The sequence below is a fragment of the Oerskovia sp. NPDC060287 genome, from assembly GCF_042726775.1.
GTDB classification, from domain to species: Bacteria; Actinomycetota; Actinomycetes; order Actinomycetales; family Cellulomonadaceae; genus Oerskovia; species Oerskovia merdavium.
The window spans coordinates 1-21,700 of the sequence record NZ_JBHXBO010000051.1 but is presented as its reverse complement, the minus strand read 5'-3'; the positions used below and the strand labels follow the sequence as shown (position 1 = coordinate 21,700).

General features: G+C 71.8%; 21 protein-coding genes. 2 read left to right on the top strand and 19 right to left on the bottom strand.

Annotated elements, in window-relative coordinates:
- Positions 1–73: 73 nt before the first annotated feature.
- Together ACFWFR_RS06820 and ligD are read left to right on the top strand one after the other, a co-directional pair.
- Complete coding sequence (locus tag ACFWFR_RS06820; protein WP_377621990.1) at positions 74–769, top strand: hypothetical protein; 696 nt, start codon at positions 74–76, stop codon at positions 767–769.
- Positions 770–773: 4 nt separating this feature from the next.
- Positions 774–1,865 carry a non-homologous end-joining DNA ligase gene (ligD, locus tag ACFWFR_RS06815; RefSeq protein WP_191802567.1) on the top strand — a complete coding sequence of 364 codons (1,092 nt, stop codon included), beginning with the start codon at positions 774–776 and terminating at the stop codon, positions 1,863–1,865.
- Positions 1,866–1,952: 87 nt separating this feature from the next.
- Here the strand turns inward: ligD and ACFWFR_RS06810 are convergent, their stop codons facing one another.
- From ACFWFR_RS06810 to thrS, 19 genes are all read right to left on the bottom strand, one after another.
- A complete protein-coding gene (locus ACFWFR_RS06810) occupies positions 1,953–3,059 on the bottom strand; it encodes an ATP-dependent DNA ligase (RefSeq protein WP_191802569.1) in 1,107 nt (368 codons plus the stop codon).
- A 121-nt stretch (positions 3,060–3,180) separates the two neighbouring features.
- Positions 3,181–5,496, bottom strand: coding sequence for a bifunctional (p)ppGpp synthetase/guanosine-3',5'-bis(diphosphate) 3'-pyrophosphohydrolase (locus tag ACFWFR_RS06805; RefSeq protein WP_191802571.1), 2,316 nt, complete (start codon positions 5,494–5,496; stop codon positions 3,181–3,183).
- A gap of 56 nt (positions 5,497–5,552) precedes the next feature.
- Positions 5,553–6,125, bottom strand: a complete 573-nt coding sequence (locus ACFWFR_RS06800) for an adenine phosphoribosyltransferase (RefSeq protein ID WP_377616456.1) — start codon at positions 6,123–6,125, stop codon at positions 5,553–5,555.
- A 6-nt stretch (positions 6,126–6,131) separates the two neighbouring features.
- Positions 6,132–7,250, bottom strand: a complete 1,119-nt coding sequence (gene secF, locus ACFWFR_RS06795; protein WP_377621988.1) for a protein translocase subunit SecF — start codon at positions 7,248–7,250, stop codon at positions 6,132–6,134.
- Entirely contained in the window at positions 7,250–9,052 is a 1,803-nt protein-coding gene (gene secD, locus ACFWFR_RS06790) for a protein translocase subunit SecD (protein ID WP_377621987.1), read from the bottom strand. The genes secF and secD overlap by 1 nt, the downstream gene beginning before the upstream one ends.
- A gap of 85 nt (positions 9,053–9,137) precedes the next feature.
- A complete protein-coding gene (yajC, locus tag ACFWFR_RS06785) occupies positions 9,138–9,572 on the bottom strand; it encodes a preprotein translocase subunit YajC (RefSeq protein ID WP_377616453.1) in 435 nt (144 codons plus the stop codon).
- Between the two features lie 116 nt (positions 9,573–9,688).
- Complete coding sequence (gene ruvB / locus ACFWFR_RS06780) at positions 9,689–10,762, bottom strand: Holliday junction branch migration DNA helicase RuvB (protein WP_377621994.1); 1,074 nt, start codon at positions 10,760–10,762, stop codon at positions 9,689–9,691.
- 52 nt (positions 10,763–10,814) lie between these two features.
- Positions 10,815–11,462 carry a Holliday junction branch migration protein RuvA gene (gene ruvA / locus ACFWFR_RS06775; protein WP_191802582.1) on the bottom strand — a complete coding sequence of 216 codons (648 nt, stop codon included), beginning with the start codon at positions 11,460–11,462 and terminating at the stop codon, positions 10,815–10,817.
- A gap of 185 nt (positions 11,463–11,647) precedes the next feature.
- Complete coding sequence (ruvC, locus tag ACFWFR_RS06770) at positions 11,648–12,211, bottom strand: crossover junction endodeoxyribonuclease RuvC (RefSeq protein ID WP_068625165.1); 564 nt, start codon at positions 12,209–12,211, stop codon at positions 11,648–11,650.
- Between the two features lie 88 nt (positions 12,212–12,299).
- A complete protein-coding gene (locus tag ACFWFR_RS06765) occupies positions 12,300–13,058 on the bottom strand; it encodes a YebC/PmpR family DNA-binding transcriptional regulator (RefSeq protein ID WP_377621985.1) in 759 nt (252 codons plus the stop codon).
- 7 nt (positions 13,059–13,065) lie between these two features.
- Complete coding sequence (gene pdxT, locus ACFWFR_RS06760) at positions 13,066–13,719, bottom strand: pyridoxal 5'-phosphate synthase glutaminase subunit PdxT (protein WP_377621984.1); 654 nt, start codon at positions 13,717–13,719, stop codon at positions 13,066–13,068.
- Between the two features lie 67 nt (positions 13,720–13,786).
- A complete protein-coding gene (locus tag ACFWFR_RS06755) occupies positions 13,787–14,425 on the bottom strand; it encodes an NUDIX hydrolase (RefSeq protein ID WP_377621982.1) in 639 nt (212 codons plus the stop codon).
- A gap of 33 nt (positions 14,426–14,458) precedes the next feature.
- Positions 14,459–15,385 carry a pyridoxal 5'-phosphate synthase lyase subunit PdxS gene (gene pdxS, locus ACFWFR_RS06750; protein WP_377616450.1) on the bottom strand — a complete coding sequence of 309 codons (927 nt, stop codon included), beginning with the start codon at positions 15,383–15,385 and terminating at the stop codon, positions 14,459–14,461.
- 134 nt (positions 15,386–15,519) lie between these two features.
- Complete coding sequence (locus ACFWFR_RS06745; protein ID WP_191804904.1) at positions 15,520–16,188, bottom strand: hypothetical protein; 669 nt, start codon at positions 16,186–16,188, stop codon at positions 15,520–15,522.
- The gene (locus ACFWFR_RS06740) at positions 16,185–17,396 is read right to left on the bottom strand and encodes a glycosyltransferase family 4 protein (protein WP_377616534.1); all 1,212 of its coding nucleotides are present in this window, start codon (positions 17,394–17,396) and stop codon (positions 16,185–16,187) included. Before ACFWFR_RS06740 ends, ACFWFR_RS06745 begins: the two co-directional genes overlap by 4 nt.
- 2 nt (positions 17,397–17,398) lie before the next feature.
- Positions 17,399–18,385: a phosphatidylinositol mannoside acyltransferase gene (locus tag ACFWFR_RS06735; protein WP_377621992.1), complete on the bottom strand. Its 987-nt coding sequence runs from the start codon at positions 18,383–18,385 to the stop codon at positions 17,399–17,401.
- Position 18,386: 1 nt separating this feature from the next.
- Positions 18,387–19,010 (bottom strand): phosphatidylinositol phosphate synthase, encoded by a 624-nt coding sequence (gene pgsA, locus ACFWFR_RS06730; protein ID WP_191804908.1) that lies wholly within the window; start codon positions 19,008–19,010, stop codon positions 18,387–18,389.
- Positions 19,011–19,577, bottom strand: coding sequence for an HIT domain-containing protein (locus ACFWFR_RS06725; RefSeq protein ID WP_191805067.1), 567 nt, complete (start codon positions 19,575–19,577; stop codon positions 19,011–19,013).
- Between the two features lie 75 nt (positions 19,578–19,652).
- The gene (gene thrS / locus ACFWFR_RS06720; RefSeq protein ID WP_377616532.1) at positions 19,653–21,632 is read right to left on the bottom strand and encodes a threonine--tRNA ligase; all 1,980 of its coding nucleotides are present in this window, start codon (positions 21,630–21,632) and stop codon (positions 19,653–19,655) included.
- Positions 21,633–21,700: the final 68 nt, after the last annotated feature.

The following is a 21,700-nucleotide window of genomic DNA, read 5'->3' as shown; positions in this document are numbered from 1 at the left end:
GTGGACGACGAGAGTTTCCACAGGCCCACCCGGGCCCCTCGCGCATGTCCGGACGGGCCGCCAGGCTGAACCCATGGCCGCCGCCACCGCTCCCCCCGCGCCCTCCCCACGGGAGGCCGTCCTCGCGGACGCCCCTTCCACGGGCCTGTGCCTCCCTGCGGACCTCGCGATGGCCGCCCGTGTCGCGCCCGCCCCCGAGCTCGTGCGGCCCGCGCACGTCGGCGGGGCCGTCGCGTTCGCGGACCTGGTCCGCTCGGGAGCACTGGTCCGGGTCCGGGGAGACGTCGCCGTACGCCCGACGACGCCGCTCACCCCCGCGGTCCGTGCCGCCTCCCTGGGGCACCTCGTCCCCGAGCGGACCGTGATCGGCGGCCTGAGCGCCGCGTGGGTGCACTGCGGGACACCGGTCCCGCCGACCGTCGAGGTGATCCACCCGCTCGGCGTCCACCGCCCGCCGCCGCTGTCCGGGCGCGCGCCACGCCAGAGCGCTCTCCTGCACAGCGAGACCGCGCGGCTCGGGGGCGTGCTGGTGACGACCGTCGAACGCACGGCACTGGACCTCGCGTGCCTGCACGACCAACGGTCCAGCACCCCGGTCCTGCACGCGCTCGCCACGCGGTGCGGGCTCGACGTCGACGCGGTGCTGCACGCGCTCGACCTGCGGTCGCGGCGCACCGGCAGGCCCAGGGCCCAGCGGGTCCTGGGCCTGCTCGCCGAACGGCTGCGGGAGGCGTCGGCAGGCGACGGGCCCGGCCCCCGTCTACCGTGAGCAGATGCCTCGTTCCACGACCCCGGCGGTCGAGCTCGACGTCGACGGACGCACCGTGCGCGTCACGAGCCCTGACCGTGTCGTCTTCCCCGGCCGCGGGCTGACCAAGCTCGACGTCGTCACGTACTTCCGGTCGGTCGGCCCCGGGATCCTCGCGGCCCTGCGAGAGCGCCCCACGACCCTCGAACGCTGGCCCAAGGGTGTGTTCGAGGGCGCCCGGCTCAGCACCCGCACCGACAGCAGCGGCGACGCGTTCTTCCAGAAGCGCCTGCCGCAGGGCGCGCCGGACTACGTCGAGACGGCCCGGATCGCGTTCCCCAGCGGCCGCACGGCCGACGAGGTGCGCCCCACCGAGCTCGCGGTGGTTCTCTGGGCCGCGAACCTCGGCACCCTCACGTTCCACCCGTGGCCCGTCACGGGCGCCGACGTCGAGGCTCCCGACCAGCTCCGCATCGACCTCGACCCCCAGCCCGGCACCGACTACTCGGACGCAGCGCGGGTGGCCCCGCACCTGCGTGAGGTGCTCGCCGAGCTGGGGCTCGAGGGGTTCCCCAAGACGTCGGGCGGGCGCGGCCTGCACGTGTTCGTCCCCATCACGCCGGACTGGGGCTTCGTCGAGGCGCGCCGGGCGACGATCGCGATCGGTCGCGAGCTCGAGCGCCGCCTGCCGGACCAGGTCACCACGAGGTGGTGGAAGGAGGAGCGGGGCGAGAAGATCTTCGTCGACTACAACCAGATGGCCCGCGACCGCACCATCGCCTCGGCCTACTCGATCCGGGCCAACGCCCGCGCCACGGTCTCGGCGCCCCTGCACTGGGAGGAGGTGCCCGACGTCGGGCCCGACGACTTCGACGTCCTGACCATGCCGGCGCGCTTCGCCGAGGTCGGCGACCTGCACGCGCGCCTCGACGCGACGAGCCCCGGCGAGCGGTACTCGCTCGAGGCCGCGCTCGAGCTCGCGGCACGCGACGAGCGCGACCACGGTCTGGGCGACCTGCCCTATCCCCCCGAGCACCCCAAGATGGCGGGCGAGCCCAAGCGGGTCCAGCCCAGCAAGGACGCCTCACGGCACCACGAGGACGGCGCGGGCACCTAGCCCGCGCGGTCGGCGCGCACGTGCGGTCTCCGCGGCTCCCGCGGGGCCCGCGGCTCCCTGCCGCTCGGGAGGTGTCCTGGACCGCCCTCAGGCCACCCCGGGCGCCCCCGGAAGCAGCTCGTCGAGCCGGTAGCTCACGGGCTCCTCGAGCTGCTCGTACGTGCACGACCCGGGCTCCCGGTCGGTGCGCCAGCGACGGAGCTGGACCGTGTGCCGGAACCGTGACCCCTCCATGTGGTCGTAGGCCACCTCGAGGACCTTCTCGACGCGCAGGGGCACGAACGACAGGTCCTTGGTGCCGCTCCACCGCGACTGCGCGCCGGGCATGCGTCCGGACCCGGGGCTCTCCCAGCCCGCCCAGGGATGCTCGGCGGCCTCGGGGCTCCCGGGGTCCAGCACGAGCGGTGCGAGCTCGCCGACGAGCTCGGCCCGGCGGGCCATGGGGAACGACGCCGCCACACCGACGAACTGCAGGTCCCCCGCGTCGTCGTACAGGCCCAGCAACAAGGAGCCCACGAGCGGGCTCTCAGGCGTCGAGGTCTTGTGCAGCCGGTACCCCGCGAGCACCACGTCGGCCGTGCGCTCGTGCTTGACCTTGAGCATGACCCGCTTGTTGGGCTGGTACGGCGCTGCGAGCGGCTTGGCGACGACCCCGTCGAGGCCGGCGCCCTCGAACACCGCGAACCAGTCCTGGGCCACGGCGCGGTCCGTCGTGCGAGGGGTCAGGTGCACGTCCGGTCCGTCGAGGCCCAGGCCCGCGAGGAGCTCCTGACGGCGGCTCAGCGGTTCGTGCGTGACGTCGTCGTCCCCCAGCGCCAGCAGGTCGAACACCACGAGGCTCGCCGGCGTCTCGGCAGCCAGCCGGGCGACCCGCGAGGCCGCGGGGTGGATGCGCTGCTGGAGGGCCTCGAAGTCGAGCCGGCCCCCCTGGGCGAGCACGATCTCGCCGTCGACCACGCACCGCTCGGGCAACGCGTCGAGGACGGCGGCCACGACGTCGGGGAAGTAGCGCTCCATGGGCTTGGCGCTGCGGCTGTCGAGGCGCACCTCGTCGCCGTCGCGGTAGACGATCGCGCGGAAGCCGTCCCACTTGGGCTCGAACACGAGCCCACCCTCGACCGCGCCCGGGTCGGGGACTCCCGAGACCGACTTCGCGAGCATGGGCAGCGTGGGCGGGAGCACGGGCAGGTCCATCCCCCGATGCTGCCACCGGGGGCGCCGCGCCACCCGTCGAGCGGGCCACCCGTCCGGACGACGAAACGCCCCACGTGCGCGACGGCGTCGGGCGCGTGAGGCGTTCGGACGAAGCCGAGGGTCAGGCCGGGAGCTGAGGCTGCTCGGCCGCCTTGGAGCCCGTGATGCGGTAGACGTCGAACACGCCGTCGATCTTGCGGACCGCGGACAGGACCGTGGCCAGGTGCCCGGGCTCTGCCATCTCGAACACGAACCGGGACATCGCGACCCGGTCGTTCGACGTCGAGACCGTCGCGGACAGGATGTTGACGTGGTGGTCCGACAGGACGCGGGTCACGTCCGAGAGCAGCCGCGAGCGGTCCAGGGCCTCGACCTGGATCTGGACCAGGAACAGGGCGTTGCTGCCCGTGGTCCAGTCGACCTCGACGATGCGCTCGGGCTGGTTGCGCAGCCCCACGACGTTCGCGCAGTCCGCGCGGTGGACGCTGACGCCCTGACCGCGCGTGATGAAGCCGATGATCTCGTCACCGGGCACCGGGGTGCAGCACTTGGCGAGCTTGACCCAGATGTCGTCCACGCCCTTGACGACCACGCCCGGGTCGCCCGTACGGGGGCGACGCGACGTGTGCCCCGGCCGCGCGGCCTCGGCGAGGTCCTCGGACGCGCCGTCCTCCCCGCCCATCGCGTGCACGAGCTTCTGCACGACGCTCGCGGCCGACACCTGCCCCTCGCCGATCGCGGCGTAGAGGGCCGAGACGTCGGGGTAGCGCATCTCGTTGGCGAGCGCGACGAGCGACTCGTGGCTGAGCAGGCGCTGGATGGGCAGGTTCTGCTTGCGCATCGCCTTGGCGATCGCGGTCTTGCCGTGCTCGACGGCCTCCTCGCGACGCTCCTTGGAGAACCACTGGCGGATCTTGTTGCGCGCCCGCGGGCTGTTGACGAACGCGAGCCAGTCGCGGCTGGGCCCGGCGGTCTCCGACTTGGACGTCAGGACGTCGACGACGTCCCCGTTCTCGAGCTTCGAGTCGAGCGGCACCAGGCGCCCGTTGACGCGGGCCCCCATGGTGCGGTGGCCGACCTCGGTGTGCACGGCGTAGGAGAAGTCGACCGGGGTCGAGCCTGCGGGCAGCGCGATGACGTCGCCCTTGGGCGTGAAGACGTAGACCTCCGCGCCGCCGATCTCGAAGCGCAGCGAGTCCAGGAACTCCGAGGGGTCCGCGGTCTCGCGCTGCCAGTCCACGAGCTGGCGCAGCCAGGCCATGTCGTTCTGCACGGGCTCGGGCGCCCCGCTGGCCTTGGCGATCTCCTTGTACTTCCAGTGCGCCGCGACGCCGTACTCCGCGCGCCGGTGCATGTCGTGCGTGCGGATCTGGATCTCGACGGGCTTGCCGCCCGGTCCGATCACCGTGGTGTGCAGCGACTGGTACATGTTGAACTTGGGCATCGCGATGTAGTCCTTGAACCGGCCCGGCACAGGGTTCCATCGCGCGTGCAGCGCACCGAGCGCCGCGTAGCAGTCGCGCACGGTGTCCACCAGGACACGTGCGCCGACCAGGTCGTAGATCTCCGCGAAGTCGTGACCGCGCACGATCATCTTCTGGTAGATCGAGTAGTAGTGCTTGGGGCGACCGGTCACGGTCGCCTTGATCTTGGCGGTGCGCAGGTCGGCCGTGACCTGCTCGCGGACCACCGCGAGGTACTCCTCGCGGGCCGGCGCGCGCTCGGCGACCAGGTGGACGATCTCCTCGTACACCTTGGGGTAGAGGGTCGCGAACGACAGGTCCTCGAGCTCCCACTTGATGGTGTTCATGCCCAGGCGGTGGGCCAGGGGTGCATAGATCTCGAGGGTCTCGCGCGCCTTGCGCTCGGCCGAGGAGGACGGCACGAACTTCCAGGTGCGGGCGTTGTGCAGGCGGTCGGCGAGCTTGATGACCAGGACGCGGATGTCCCGGGCCATGGCCACGACCATCTTGCGCACGGTCTCGGCCTGGGCCGCGTCCCCGTAGGTCACCTTGTCGAGCTTGGTGACGCCGTCGACGAGCATCGCGATCTCTTCGCCGTACTCCTCGGTGAGACGCTCGAGCGAGTACTCGGTGTCCTCGACCGTGTCGTGGAGCAGCGCGGCGGCCAGCGTCGCGCCGTCGAAGCCGAGGTCCGCGAGGATCGTGGCGACAGCGACCGGGTGGGTGATGTACGGGTCGCCGCTCTTGCGCATCTGGCCACGGTGGGCCTTCTCCGCCGTCACGTAGGCCCGCTCGATCACCGAGAGGTCGGACTTGGGGTGGTTGGTTCGTACCGCCTGCAGGACCGGTTCGAGGGCAGGCGTGCCGCCCTGGCTCCCCCGGACACCGAACCGCACGAGGCGCGAGCGTACGCGCGCCGCCGAGGACGGCCCGCTCTCACCGGACGATCGACCTGTCCGTGTCTCTTCGCTCATGCGTGCCTCCTCTCCCTGGTCGCCGGAGAATCTCGACGTCCGTCGGAGTGGCAATCCTACGACTCCACGCGCAGGAGCGTGTCGACCTGGTGGCCCGCGAGCCGTGAGCGCCCGCCGAGACCGTCGAGCTCCAGGAGGAACGCGACCCCCACGACGACGCCCCCGCAGCGTTCGACGAGCTCGACCCCCGCGGCGGCGGTGCCGCCCGTGGCCAGGACGTCGTCGACGATCAGGACGCGTGCGCCCTGCGGGAGAGTACCCGTGCGCAGCTCGATCGAGGCCGTGCCGTACTCGAGGTCGTAGGTCACGGTCTCGGTGGGCGGCGGGAGCTTGCCGGCCTTGCGCAGCGGCAGGAACCCGACGCCGAGGCGCGTGGCGAGCGGTGCGCCGATCAGGAAGCCGCGGGCCTCGAGACCGGCGACGAGGTCGACGCCCCCCGCGGCGAATGCCGCGAGGGAGTCGACCACGTCGCCCAGCGCCCTGCCGTCGGCGAGCAGACCGGTGATGTCACGGAACGTGACGCCGGGTTGAGGGTAGTCCGGGACGTCGCGGATGAGTCCGAGGACCTCGGCCGCGCGCTCGGACCCCAGGCCCGTCAGTCCGACGGGCAGGATGCTGCTGGTGCTCATGAGAGGTCAGTGCCCCCGCTTGCGTCGCGGCTGCGCCTTGACGCCCTGGTGCGATCCCGGCTGGAGCTGGCCCGTGGCCTGGACCCCTGCCGCGGCGAGCTGGGCGTCGCGCGAGGCGCCGCCCGTGCCCTCTGCGGCCTCGGCGACGAGTGCGGCGCGCTTGTCCAGGACCTTCTGGGTGTGCTCCTTGATGGCGATCTCCCGCTCGCGCAGCGTGACCTCCAGGGGCGTGGCCAGGAAGATCGAGGAGTAGGCGCCTACGGCCATGCCGACGAACAGCGCGAGCGCGATGTCGCGCAGCGTGCCGGCCCCGAGCAGGAACGCGCCGATGAACAGGATGGCGCTGACGGGCAGCAGCGCGACGACCGAGGTGTTGATCGACCGGACGAGCGTCTGGTTGACCGCGAGGTTGGCGCGCTCGGCGTAGGTGCTGCGGGTCTGGTCGAGGATGCCGCTCGTGTTCTCGCGGACCTTGTCGAAGACCACCACGGTGTCGTAGATCGAGTACCCGAGGATGGTCAGGAAGCCGATCACGGTCGCCGGGGTGACCTCCCAGCCGATCGCCGCGTAGATCCCGACCGTGATGATGAGGTCGTGGAAGAGCGCGATGAGCGCGGCCGCGGCCATGCGCCAGTTGCGGAAGTAGATCGTCATGACGACGCCCACGAGCCCGAGGAAGACGATCAGGCCCGTGATGGCCTTCTGCGAGACGTCCTTGCCCCAGCTGGGGCCGATGAACGCGGTCGTGACGTCGTTCTCGGTCACGTCGTAGGCGCCCGCGAGCGCGTCGCGGACCTCGGTGACCTCGTCGGCCGTCAGACGGTCGGTCTGGACGCGGATGGCGCTGCCGCCGACGGTCGTGACGCGCGGCACCTCGTCAGGGGCGACCTCGGCCACGGCGTCGATCGCGGGCTGCTGGCTCGTGTCGCTGACGTTCGAGACGACGAACTCCGAGCCGCCGCGGAAGTCGATGCCGAGGTTGAAGCCCTTGGTGAGCAGGACCCCGAACGACAGGAGCACCATGACGATCGCGACGATGTAGAAGCGGCGGCGGTTGCCGACGATCTGGTAGGACTTGCGCCCCGTGTAGAGGTCGTTGCCCCACTGGGCGAATCCCTGCGCCATCAGAGGTTCTCCTCGTTCTTGTCGCCCTCGGTCGAGGAGTCGGTGGTGGTGGCGTCGGACTCTGCCGCACGTCGTGCGGCGGCGCGGCGCTCGGCGATCGTCTGCCGGGTGCCCTCGCCCGCGGCGGCGGTGCCGACGCTCGCGCCGACCTTCTCGCGCGTGGGGCTGCCGAAGGGTTCGTCGCTCGAGGCGTCGGCCGTGACCGGCGCGTCCTGGGTGTCCGCAGCACCCGCTCGGGCGACCCGTCCACGCCCGGCGTAGCGGGGGTTCGCGCCGAGACGGCGCGGGTCGAGGCCCGAGGCAGGGTGCCCGTTCGCGAAGAACTTCGTCCGTGCGAGCAGCTGCATGACCGGGTGCGTGAACATGAAGACGACGATCAGGTCGATCAGCGTCGTCAGACCCAGCGTGAACGCGAAGCCGCGCACGCCGCCCACGGCGAGGAAGTACAGCACGACCGCGGCGAGGAAGTTGACCGCGTCCGAGGCCAGGATGGTGCGCCGTGCGCGGTCCCAGCCCTTCTCGACGGCCGAGTTCAGGGTGCGCCCGTCGCGCAGCTCGTCGCGGATGCGTTCGAAGTACACGATGAACGAGTCCGCGGTGATACCGATCGCGACGATGATGCCCGCGACACCGGGCAGCGACAGGCGGTACCCGATGGTCCAGGACAGCAGCAGGATCACCCCGAAGGTGAGCACGGCCGCGATGCCGAGCGAGGCCACCGTGACCAGGCCGAGGGCCCGGTACTGGAAGAGCGAGTAGATGACGACCAGCAGCAGGCCGATCGCGCCCGCGATGAGGCCCTTCTCGAGCTGCTCGCTGCCGAGCGTCGCGGAGATCTGCTGCTCGCTCTGGACCTCGAAGGTCAGCGGGAGCGAACCGAAGTTGAGCTGGTTGGCCAGCAGCGCGGCGCTCTCACGGGTGAAGTTGCCGGAGATCTCGGCCTTGCCGTCCTGGATCGCGACGTTGGCCGTCGGGGCGGAGATGACGAGCCCGTCCAGGACCATGGCGAACGCGTTCTGCGGGGCGGGCAGCGCGACCAGGCGCGTGGTCGTGTCACGGAAGGCCTTGGTGCCCTCGGCGTTGAACTCGATGTTGACGACCCACTGGCCGGTGCTGACGCCCTGGGCCGTGGTGCCGAGGCCCGAGCTCGCGTTGGCGATCTCGGTGCCCTCGATCTCGACCGGGCCCAGGATGTACTTGACCGTGCCGTCGTCGGCGCACGTGACGAGCGGTGCGTCGGCGTCGTCGGTGTTGCCACCGGTCAGGTTCTTGGGGTCGGTGCAGTCGAGCGCGTCGAACTGGGCCTGGATCTCCGGGGTGATCTGCGCCAGGTCGCTGGGGCTCGTGGGGGTCACGGGCGCCGTGGGCTCGGTGGGCTCCTCGGCAGGCGTCTCGGAGGCCACCGGGGTGGGTGCTCCGTACGTCAGGACCGGGCGGAACCGCATCTGCGCGGACTTGCGCACGAGATCGAGCGTCTCGTCGCTCGGGGTGCCGGGCAGCCCGACGACGATGTTCTTGCCCTGGCTGGTGATCTCGGCCTCGGTGACTCCCGAGGAGTCGACACGCTGGCGGATCACGTTGATCGCCTGCTGGATCGTCTCGTCGGTGACCTGGCCCTCGGAGGCGATCGGCGTCAGGATGATCTGCGTGCCGCCCTCCAGGTCGAGGGCGAGTCCGGGCGTGGTGCTCGCGTCCGACCACTTGGTGCCGGCGAAGATCGACGCGAACAACGCGACGATCAGTAGCGCGAGGATCACCAGGGTGCGTACGGGCCTGGCGCGTCGTGTGTTGGAGGTGGCCAACTATCCGTCTCTTCTCGTGCGCGCGACATCGAGCGTGCGATGACGCGGATCGACGTCGCGCCCCGGGATCGGGGCGCGACGTGTGTCACTTGCTGTCGGTGCCGTCGTCCCGCTTGTCCCCCGGCTTGTCCGTCAGTCCGGACAGGTCGTCCGGGACCTCGAGCACGTCGTCGACCGACGAGGTCCGGTCGGAGTCCCCCACGACCAGGCCGTTCTCGTCGGATTCGTCGTCCTCGTCGTCGCCGTCCTCTTCCTCGACGGGCGGCTCGACGAGCTTGGCGATCGCTGCCCGCAGCCAGCGGGACTGGTTACCGGGGGTGGACTCGATCGTGATGATGTCCTTCTCCTCGTCGACCGCGACGATGGTGCCGAACAGGCCCGAACCGGTCATGACCTCCTGGCCGGGGGCCAGGTTGGTCCGGAAGGCTGCTGCTTCCTTCTGGGCCTTGCGCGACCGGCTGGTCATGAGGAACATCGCGCCTGCTGCGAGGGCGAGGATGAGGATGAGACTGAAGTCCATGACGGGGTAACCGATTCCTGTTCTGTGCTGGGATCTGCGCGGCAGTCTAGGCGCACGCGTACGGATCACCAACGAACCGTACGACCGTGGAGTTCCGCCGTTCAGACTCCCCCAGTCTAGGCCCCGGTGTCGAACAGGGTTCGCCCCGTCCGTCCGGAGCCGTTCCGTCCCCCCGTCGGGCTGCCCGGTCCGCGGGGCACGAGGGGGTCGGGGGGCGTGAGACCGAGGTGCGCCCAGGCCGCCGCGGTCGCGACCCGCCCGCGCGGGGTGCGCCCGATCAGCCCCTCGCGCACGAGGAAGGGCTCGACCACGGTCTCCACGGTCTCCGCCTCCTCGCCCACGGTCACGGCCAGGGTGCTCAGGCCCACGGGCCCCCCGTTGAAGCGTGTGCACAGCGCGCCGAGCACGGCCCGGTCGAGGCGGTCCATGCCGAGCTCGTCGACCTCGTAGACCTCGAGCGCCGAGCGTGCGGCCCGCAGGTCCAGCGAGCCGTCGCCGCGGACCTGGGCCCAGTCGCGCACACGGCGCAGCAGCCGGTTGGCGATGCGGGGCGTGCCGCGCGAGCGGCCGGCGATCTCGTGGGCCGCGTCGGCGTCGAGCCGGACGCCGAGCAGGCCCGCCGAGCGGACCAGGACGCGCTGGAGCTCGTCGGGCGAGTAGAAGTCGAGGTGGCCGGTGAACCCGAACCGGTCGCGCAGCGGCGCGGGCAGCAGCCCGGCGCGCGTGGTGGCCCCCACGACCGTGAACGGCGGCAGGGACAGCGGGATCGCGCTGGCACCGGCGCCCTTGCCCACGACCACGTCGACCCGGAAGTCCTCCATGGCGACGTAGAGCAGCTCCTCGGCGGGGCGCGCGAGCCGGTGGATCTCGTCGATGAACAGCACCTCGCCCTCCTCGAGGGAGGACAGGACCGCGGCGAGGTCGCCCGCGTGCTGGATCGCCGGGCCCGACGTCACGCGCAACGACGCGCCGAGCTCGGCCGCGATGATCATGGCGAGGGTCGTCTTGCCGAGCCCGGGAGGCCCCGAGAGCAGGACGTGGTCGGGCGTCGCGCCGCGGGCGAGCGCGGCCTGCAGGACCAGGGAGAGCTGGTCGCGCACGACGAGCTGGCCGACGAACTCCTCGAGCCGCCGGGGGCGCAGCGCGGCCTCGGCCGCACGCTCGAGCTCGTCCGCGGCCGGCGTCACGATCCGCTCGGACGTGAACGGTTCCTCGCCCTCGGCGTACCCGACGCGGTCGAAGTCACCCACGGGGACCGCCCAGCACGCGCAGCGAGGCGCGCAGGGCGCCCGCGATCTCGTCGGGGGCGACCACGTCGACGCCGGCCTGGGCGAGGACCGTGGCGAGCGCGTCCTCGGCGGCCTTGGGGTTCCAGCCGAGCCCCACGAGCGCCTGGACGACCTGGTCGCGCTGGTCGTCGACCACGCCTGCGCCCGTGCCCGCCGCGTCGTCGCCGCTACCGTCCGCGGCGCCCGTGGGTGCCCCGAGCCGGTCGCCGAGCTCGAGCGCGATGCGCTGGGCGCCCTTGCGCCCGATGCCGGGCACGCGCATGAGCGCGGCGATGTCCTCGGAAGCCACGGCGCGGCGCAGCGCGTCGGGCGTGTGGACCGCGAGCATCGCCAGGGCCAGTCGCGGCCCGACGCCGCTGACGGTCTGCACGGCCTCGAAGACCGTGCGCTCGTCGTCGTCGGCGAACCCGAACAGGGTGAACGAGTCCTCGCGCACGACCATGCTCGTGGACAGGCGGGCGGGTTCGCCCACGCGCAGCGTGGACAGCGTCGCGGGGGTCGCGTGCACGAGGTACCCCACGGCTCCCCCGGCGCCGCCCACCTCGATGACAGCGCGGTCCAGGCGGACGTTCGCCACCGTTCCCGACAGCGAAGCGATCACTGTGCCTCCATGCATCCTCGCGGGTCCCGGCCGCGTGCGACCGACCCCGAACACCTGTACGAAACTGCGGCCACTCTAGCAACGGGCGAGGGTGCGCCCGGGTGAGCCTCGCCGTCGGGCACCTCGCGCGCCGCGCTCCCCCGCGGCCGTGGTCCGGACCCGACCCCGGGCCCGGACCACGGCCTCTAGCGGCGCGGGCCGCGCGAGGCCTGCTCGGCCGCTGCCCACGCGCGCTGTGCGGGCGTGAGCTGGTGCCGGTCCCCGCCCTGCAGCGCGCCCGCGGGACGCCACATGTGGCAGATGGCGAGCGCGAGGGCGTCGGCCGCGTCGGCGGGCTTGGGCAGCTCGGCCAGACCCAGGATGCGCGCGACCATGCGTTGGACCTGGATCTTGTCCGCGCGGCCCGTGCCGGTCACGGCGGCCTTGACCTCGCTGGGGGTGTGCATCGCGACGGGCACCCCGCGGCGGGCCGCGGCGACCATCGCGAGCCCCGCGACCTGCGCGGTGCCCATGACGGTGCTCACGTTGTGCTGGGCGAAGACCCGCTCGACCGCCACGACGTCCGGGACGTGCTCGTCCATCCAGGCGTCCAGGCGCTGGGAGATCGTGAGCAGGCGCAGGTCCACCGACATGTCCGGCGGGCTCTGCAGGACCCCGACCGCGACCATCTGCGCGCGCCGCCCGGGCAACGAGTCGACGACGCCCACGCCGCAGCGGGTCAGGCCTGGGTCCACTCCGAGCACGCGCACGCGCTCACCTTCTCACGCGCCACCCACGACGAAGGGCTCCCACGCGAACGGTCGCGCGGGAGCCCTTCGTCACACCAGGGACGGTGGGTCAGTCGTCGTTCTCGAGCTCGGCCATGACCTCGTCGCTCGCGGTGAAGTTCGCGTAGACGTTCTGCACGTCGTCGCTGTCCTCGAGCGCGTCGATCAGGCGCAGGATCTTGCGGGCGCCCTCGGCGTCGACCTCGACCTCCATGGACGGGTGGAAGACCACGTCCGCGGAGTCGTACTCGATGCCGGCGTCCTGCAGCGCGGTGCGGACCGCGACCAGGTCCGTGGCCTCGGTGAGGACCTCGAACGTGTCGCCCTCGTCGGTGACCTCCTCGCCGCCCGCCTCCAGGACGGCCTCCATCACGTCGTCCTCGGTGGTGCCCTCCTTGGGGACCACGATGACGCCCTTGCGGGAGAACAGGTAGGACACCGAGCCCGGGTCGGCGAGCTGGCCGCCGTTGCGCGTGAACGCGATGCGGACCTCCGCGGCGGCACGGTTCTTGTTGTCCGTGAGGCACTCGACCAGGACGGCGATGCCGCCCGTGCCGTAGCCCTCGTACATGATCGTCTGGTAGTCGGCACCGCCGGCTTCCTGGCCCGAGCCGCGCTTGAGGGCGCGGTCGATGTTGTCGTTGGGGACCGAGGACTTCTTGGCCTTCTGGACGGCGTCGAAGGGCGTGGGGTTACCGGCGAGGTCCCCGCCGCCCGTGCGGGCCGCGACCTCGATGTTCTTGATGAGCTTGGCGAACAGCTTGCCGCGCTTGGCGTCGATCACGGCCTTCTTGTGCTTGGTCGTAGCCCACTTGGAGTGTCCTGACATACCCCTGTTACTCCTTCACGATTGCGACGAAGAGCTCGTGCACCCGCGCATCGCCCGTGATCTCGGGGTGGAAGGAGGTGGCGAGCAACGTTCCCTGACGTACTGCGACGATTCTACCTGCGTCTTCGCCCGCGCCCGCGGCGGGCCCGGCGTCCGGGGCCTGCACAGCGGGCCCCGAGGCTCCCCGGTGACGCGTGCGGGCCAGGACCTGGACCCCCGGGCCGGCCTCCTCGACCCACGGGGCCCGGATGAACGCCGCGGGCACGGGCCCGCCCGGCACCCCGGCCATCTCCACCGACGACTCGAACGAGTCGACCTGACGCCCGAACGCGTTGCGACGCACCGTGACGTCCAGGCCCCCCAGGGTCTGCTGGTCGTGCGTGGCGCCCAGCACCCGGTCGGCGAGCAGGATCATGCCCGCGCACGACCCGTACACCGGCAGCCCCCCGGCGATCGCGGCCCGCAGCGGGTCGAACAGCTCGAAGATCCGCAGCAGCTTGTCGATCGTCGTCGACTCCCCGCCGGGGAGCACGAGGCCGTCGATCGCCGCGAGCTCGGTGGGGCGCCGCACGGTGACGGCGCGCGCACCGGCCACCTCGAGGGCGGCCACGTGCTCACGGACGTCGCCCTGCAGGGCGAGGACTCCAATGACCGGTTTCACGATCGCCCATGGTACGCGCCGCACGTCGCGCCCCGCGGGGGTGCCCGACGACGGCGCTCGCGGCCTGCTACTCGGTGGCCTCGCCGAGGTGGCGGGTCTGCCCGTCCCACCCGTCGAGGAGGGGTTCGAGGAGGTCCGGCAGGGACGCGGGGAAGACCTCGATGATGACCTGGCGCAGCTCGGGCAGGGTCCACCAGCGCATCTCGTCGACGACGTCGTGCTCGATCTCGGTCCAGCCCTCGCGCGTGAGGGGCACGGCGGCCTGGGTGCCGGTGATGCGCGCGAGGTAGAAGACCTCGTCCTGGCGGCAGCGCTCGCGGTAGAAGTCGAAGATCGCCGAGCGGGTCCACACGGGGCCCTGCAGGTCGGCGGGGTCCAGGCGCAGGCCCGTCTCCTCAAGGACCTCGCGCACCGCGGCGTCGCGGTCGCTCTCGCCGGGCTCGATCCCGCCGCCGACCGTGAACCACCAGGACCGCTCGGGCTGGTCGGTGTCGTGGCCGCGAGCGAGCAGGAGGCGCCCCTCGTCGTCGAGCAGCAGGACGCGCGCACCGCGCCGGTGGCGCATGCCGTCGGGGCCCAGGACCCAGTCGGGTCCGAGGGAGCTGGGTGGGTCCTGGGCGGCCGGGGGCGCCGCCGGGGCGGGCGCGACGGGTGCGCCCGCCCCGGTCGGGACGCGACCGGCGGGCCGGTCGGCCGTGCTCGTCATCGCGGTGTCACCGGGCCGGCAGCGGGGCGGGAGTCACCAGCCGCGCTCGGCCAGGCGGTGCGGGACCGGGATGTCGTCGACGTTGATGCCGACCATGGCCTCGCCCAGGCCGCGCGAGACGTCCGCGAGGACGGCCGGGTCGTCGTAGAACGTGGTGGCCTTGACGATCGCGGCCGCACGCTGGGCGGGGTTGCCGGACTTGAAGATGCCCGAGCCGACGAACACGCCCTCCGCACCGAGCTGCATCATCATGGCCGCGTCGGCCGGGGTCGCGATGCCGCCCGCGGTGAACATGACCACGGGCAGCTTGCCCGTGGCGGCGATCTCCTTGACGAGCTCGTACGGCGCCTGGAGCTCCTTGGCCGCGACGAAGAGCTCGTCCTCGGGCAGGGACGTCAGGCGACGGATCTCGCCGCGGATGGTGCGCATGTGCGTGGTCGCGTTGGACACGTCGCCCGTGCCGGCCTCGCCCTTGGAGCGGATCATGGCCGCGCCCTCGGTGATGCGGCGCAGCGCCTCGCCCAGGTTGGTCGCCCCGCACACGAACGGTGCCTCGAAGGCCCACTTGTCGATGTGGTTGGCGTAGTCGGCCGGGGTCAGGACCTCGGACTCGTCGATGTAGTCGACGCCGAGAGCCTGCAGCACCTGGGCCTCGACGAAGTGACCGATGCGCGCCTTGGCCATGACCGGGATCGAGACCGCGGCGATGATGCCGTCGATCATGTCGGGGTCGCTCATGCGCGAGACCCCGCCCTGGGCGCGGATGTCGGCCGGGACGCGCTCGAGGGCCATGACGGCCACCGCGCCGGCGTCCTCGGCGATCTTCGCCTGCTCGGGCGTGACGACGTCCATGATGACGCCGCCCTTGAGCATCTCGGCCATGCCGCGCTTGACCTTGGCCGAGCCGACGACGTCGCCGGTCACCTGGGGGCTGTTCTCGCCGGAATTCTCCACGGACACCGCGAAACCTCACATCTTCACGTTGGGACGCGTGAGCAGGGGTCACGCTCACGCCGCCGACATGCTCGCACGTCACCACCCAGTCTACGGAGGTGCGCCCACCCCTCGGGCAGCCCCGGAACCCGACCGGTCGGTCAGGGGTTGCGGTCGAGGGCGGGCGGCCAGGCGTCGTCCAGCTCGACCGTGACCGGCATGGGCGCGTGCCCCGCCAACGAGAACACCCGGGCGTACCACGTGCGGCGCAGGCGCTGCGTCTGGGCCACGGCCTCGTTGTGGAAGCGGCGCGCGAGCTGCGCCCGGTACCAGGCCCCGGCCAGCGCCGCGAGCAGCTCGGCCCCCAGGAGCGAGGACCGGATCTCCCGCACCTCCTCCGGGTCCTCCAGGGCCGCGCGCAACGTCGCCGACAGGTCGCTCTCCGCGCGCGCCCGCTCAGAACCCACCCCCGCCAGGAGGCGAGGCGCCCCGACCGTCGCGACGCCGTCGGGCCCGTGAGCCGACCCCGGCGAGACCACGAGCTCCGCCAGCCCCGGCACCACCGACGCGACCTCACGCGTGCGCAGGTCGTCGTCCAGGACCTCGTACGCCGCCTCGGCGACCAGGACCGAGCTCGCCGGGTCCAGCTCCCCCGACCCCGCCAGGTCGAGCGCCGCCGACGCCCGCCGCTCCAGCTGGGCGTCCAGCGCCAGGCGCGAGGCCATGACCTTGCGGTGCAACCGGTCCAGGCGCGAGGCAGCGACCCACAGGGCCCACCCCGCGACCAGGACCACGGCCACCACGATGATGGCGATCTCCGACCACGTCACGACGGGTTCCTCTCCTGCTCCGGACGAGGCCACAGCCCCAGACGACGACCACCACGCAACGACGCAGGATCCTCGTGCACCGGGATCACCGCGTCCGAGGCCGCCAACGCCATCTCGTACACCGCGAGCACCTCGGCCGTCACCGTCGACCAGTCGAACCGGCGCACGAACGAGATCGCCCGCTCGCAGTACCGCTCCCGGCCCGCCGGGTCCGCCAGGACCCGCAGCACCGTGTCCGCCAGCGCACGAGAGTCACCCACCGGGAACAACGCCCCCGCCTGCCCCTCGTCCAGCACCCGCCGGAACGCACCCAGGTCCGAGGCCACCACGCACGCCCCCGCGCTCATCGCCTCCACCAGCACGATCCCGAAGCTCTCCCCACCCGTCTGCGGCGCGATGTACACGTCCACCGACGACAACAAGGACGCCTTCTCCTCGTCCGAGATCGACCCCAGGAACTCCACGGCGCTCGCGGCCACACCGAGCGCCTCGAGCGCGTCCGCGCGCCCCTGGTCCCCACGGCCCGCGATCAGGAACCGGGCCCCCGGGACGGCCTCGAGGATGCGCGGGATCGCAGCCGTCAGGACCGGCAGGCCCTTGCGCGGCTCGTCCAGGCGCCCCAGGAACGCGATGGTCGGCGCCTCCGGGGTCCCCTGCCACTTCGCCGACGGAGCAGCGTCCGCGAACGTGTCGACGTAGACCCCGTTGGGGATCACGACCGCATCACCCCCCATGTGCTCCACGAGCGTGCGCCGGGCGTCCTCCGAGACCGCGATGCGCGCCGAGATCTTCTCCAGGCTCTGGCGCACCAACGGGTAGACCACCTGCAGCGCGCGCGAGCGGATCAACGCCGTGTGGAACGTCGCCACGATCGGCCCCTGAGCGATCCACAGCGCCAGCATGCTCAACGACGGCGTGACCGGCTCGTGCAGGTGCAGCACGTCGAACTGACCCGCGTCCAGCCACCGGCGCACCCGCGCCGCCGTGACCGGACCGAACGTCATCCGCGCCACCGACCCGTTGTACTTGACCGGCACCGCACGCCCCGCGGACGTGATGTAGTCCGGGATGGGGGTGTCCTCGTCCGCCGGGGCCAGCACGGACACCTCGTGCCCCTGCGCCATCAGCGCCTCCGCCAGGTCCCGGATGTGGAACTGCACCCCACCCGGCACGTCGAACGAGTACGGGCACACGATCCCGACCTTCAGGCTCATGCCGAGCCCACCGCCCCTCCACCAGTCGCGCCCTGCGCGTCCTTCGCCCGGGTCCGGGCGTACCGGTCCGGGTCCAGGTCCGCCACGAAAACCTTCTGCAGCATGTGCCAGTCCTCCGGGTCCGCGGCGATCCCCTCCGCCAGCTGGTCGACCCACGCCTGCGTCACCGCCGCGACCCGCTCGCTGCGCGGAACACCCTCGGGGACCGCGACCGGCGGGAAGAACCGGATGACGATCCCCCACGGGGTCCCCGCAGCCCGGCGCCGAACCCCCGTCAGACGCTCGTACCGGATCGACGCCGTCAGCAACGGCGCCCCCGTCGAGACCGCCAGCGCCGCCGGCCCCGCCGCGACCCGGGCCCGCTCGCCGAACAGGTCCACCTCCACACCCCGCGCCGTCAGGTCACGGTCCGCGAGCAACGGGATGAGCTTGCCCGGGCCACGCGCCCCACGCATCAGCTCCCGGAACACGTCCCCGTCGCCCAACGCCAGGATCTCGATCCCCAACGAGTTGCGGAACGCCAAGAACTCCTGGAACAGCTCCTCGGGCTTCAGCCGCTCCGCGACCGTCAGCACCGGAGCGATGTGCGGCGTCGCATACGCCCCCGCCAGGTCCCAGTTGCCCATGTGACCCAGCGCCAGGACCGGCGTCACCCCCTGCGAGGTGAACCGCAGGCAGTTCTCGTACCCCTCCAGGCGCACGCGCGCCTCGATCTGCGCAGGGGACGCCGCCGGCAACGTGAACGCCTCGCGGTAGTAGCGCATGTACGAACGCATGCCCGCCCGGCTCAACCGGCGCAGCCCCCGGGCGTCCGACCCCGGACGCACCCGCGCCAAGTTCCTCTCCAGCTGCGCCACACCACCGCGGCGCGTCGCCCACGCCACGTCCGCGATCACCATGAACAACCCCCGCAGCACCGGCTCCGGCACCTTGTGAGCGTTGCGCCACGCGAACGTGAACGCCTTGTCCGCGCTCACCCCCACCTCAGGCACCACCCTCGGACGCCCCAGCAGCGACCGCCTGACGACGCACCGTCGCCATGCGCTGCACCACCGTCACGGCGCTCGCGGCCGCGAGCAGCCCCAGGACCACGACCAGGACCGTCACCGGGAGCCCCAGGCCCACCAGGCCCGCCGCGACGAGCGTCACGACCAGACGGTCGGCACGCTCGGCGATCCCGACGGCGGCCGTCATGCCCAGGCCCTCGGCCCGTGCCCGCGCGTACGGGACCACCGACCCCAGGACCAGGCACGCGAGCCCCACCGTGATGCCCCACGTGTTCTCGGTGCGGACGAACCACACGATCAGCCCCGTGAAGATCGCGGCGTCGGCCAGACGGTCCAGCGTCGAGTCCAGGAACGCCCCCCACGGCCCCGAGCGCCCCGACAGGCGGGCCATCACCCCGTCCAGCGCGTCCGAGAACGCGAAGACCATGATCGCCATGGTGCCCGCGAACAGGTGTCCCGTCGGGAACAGCCACAGCGCGGAGGCCACCACTCCCACCGTGCCCACGATCGTCACCGCGTCCGGGGAGACCCCGATCCGCAGCAGGAAGGCCGCGACCGGCGTGAACAAGCGCGTCACGACGGCGCGAAGTCGCCCGAACATCTAGCTCTCCTTGGGTGCGGGCGCCGCAGGAGACGCCGGGTCGTCGTTCGTCGGACGTGCCTCGTGGACCGCGCCGGCCTCCCAGGCCGCCGCGAGCCGTGCACGGGTGTCCCCCAACAGCTCCGGCACGGCCTTGGTGTGCGCCACGATCGGCAGGAAGTTCGCGTCCCCCGACCAGCGCGGCACCACGTGCTGGTGCAGGTGCGCCGCGATGCCGGCCCCGGCGACCGCACCTTGGTTCATGCCCAGGTTGAAGCCGTCAGGACCTGACACCGCACGCGTCACCCGCATCGCCTGCTGCGACAGCCGCGCCAGCTCGTCGGTCTCCTCCGAGGTGAGCTCGGTGTAGTCCGACACGTGCCGGTACGGGCACACCATCAGGTGGCCCGGGTTGTACGGGTACAGGTTGAGCACCACGAAGCACCACGTGCCGCGCGCCACGATCAACCCGTCCTCGTCGGACAGCGCAGGGATCCGGCAGAAGGGGCACGACGACGACCGGTCGTCGACCGGCTTGTCCTGACCGCCGATGTAGACCATCCGGTGCGGCGTCCACAACCGGTCCATCCCGTCGTCGAACCGTGGATGCCCCTGCGGACCCTCCACGGAGTACCCCGTCCCTGCGCCGTCCGACGTCACGCGTCAGACCTGGCTGCGCTCGCGGACCGCAGACACGATCCGCTCGATGGCCTCGGCCACGGGCACGCCGTTGTCCTGGCGCCCGTCGCGGTAGCGGAACGAGACCGCACCGGCCTCGACGTCCTCGCCACCGGCGATGAGCACGAAGGGCACCTTCTCCTTGGACGCGTTGCGGATCTTCTTGGCGAACCGGTCGTCGGAAAGGTCGAGCTCGGCGCGGATACCGCGGGCCTTGAGCTCGGCGACGACGTCCTTGAGGTAGTCGTCGAACGCCTCGGCCACCGGGACGGCGAGCACCTGGACGGGCGCCAGCCAGGCCGGGAAGAGCCCCGCATAGTGCTCGATGAGCACACCCATGAACCGCTCGATCGAGCCGAACTTGGCCGAGTGGATCATCACCGGCTGCTGCTTGGTACCGTCTGCCGCCGTGTACTCCAGGCCGAAGCCCTTCGGCTGGTTGAAGTCGTACTGCACCGTGCCCATCTGCCACGTGCGGCCGATGGCGTCCTTGGCCTGGACTGAGATCTTGGGGCCGTAGAAGGCAGCGCCGCCCGGGTCCGCCACGAGCTCGAGACCCGACTCGACAGCGACCTTCTCCAGCACAGCGGTGGCCTTGGCCCAGTCCTCGTCGGTGCCGACGAACTTGTCGGGCTTGGAGTCGTCCCGCGTCGACAGCTCCAGGTAGAAGTCGTCGAGGCCGAAGTCGGTGAGCACCGACAGCATGAAGTTCAGCAGGTGCTTGACCTCGTCCGGGGCCTGCTCTGGCGTGACGTAGGAGTGCGAGTCGTCCTGGGTCAGGCCGCGCACACGCGTCAGGCCCTGGACCACGCCGGACTTCTCGTACCGGTACACGGTGCCGAACTCGAACAACCGGATCGGCAGCTCGCGGTACGAGCGCCCGCGGCTCGAGAAGATCAGGTTGTGCATGGGGCAGTTCATCGCCTTGAGGCGATAGCGCCCGTGGTCACCGACCTCCTCGAGGTCGAGCGCCGGGAACATCGTGTCCGCGTAGTACGGCAGGTGGCCCGAGGTGAAGAAGAGCTCTTCCTTGGTGATGTGCGGGGTGCCGACGTAGGAGAACCCCTCCTCGATGTGGCGCTGGCGGACGTAGTCCTCCATGACCCGCTTGATCACGCCGCCCTTCGGGTGGAACAGCGGCAGGGCCGAGCCGACCTGGTCGTTGAACGAGAACAGGTCCATCTCGGCACCGATGCGGCGGTGGTCACGACGCTCGGCCTCGGCGAGGCGCTCCGTGTAGGCGCGCAGCTCGTCCTTGGTGGGCCAGGCCGTGCCGTACACGCGCTGGAGCTGCGGGTTCTTCTCGCTGCCGCGCCAGTAGGCGGCCGCGCTGCGCATGAGCTGGAAGCCGTTGCCGATCAGACGCGTGCTGGGCAGGTGCGGGCCGCGGCACAGGTCCTTCCAGGCCACCGTGCCGTCGCGACGGACGTTGTCGTAGATGGTGAGCTCGCCGGCACCGACCTCGACCGACACGCCCTCCCCTGCTGCATCGTCGGCGGAGCCGGAGCCCTTGAGGCCGATCAGCTCGAGCTTGTACGGCTCGTTCGCGAGCTCGGCGCGGGCCTCGTCGTCGGTCACGACGCGGCGCTTGAACGTCTGCCCGTCCTTGATGATGCGTGCCATGACCTTGTCGAGAGCCTTGAGGTCCTCGGGCGTGAACGGGGTCTCGACGTCGAAGTCGTAGTAGAAGCCGTCACGGACGGGCGGGCCGATGCCGAGCTTGGCGTCGGGGTTGACCTGCTGCACGGCCTGGGCCAGGACGTGCGCGGCCGAGTGGCGCAGCACGTCGAGACCGTCGGGCGAGTCGATGGTCACGCCCTCGACCTCGTCGCCCTCGGCGACCGGGGTGTCGAGGTCCTTGAGCTCACCGTTCACGCGGAGGACGACGACCTCACGGCGGCCCGAGAACAGGTCCGCACCGGTCGCCCCCGTCTCCACCGTGGTCCGTTCTCCGTCGAGAGTGATGGACAAAGGTGACGATACGACGTCTGACACAGTGCGCGCTCCTAGCAGCTCAACAGGGCATTCGAAAG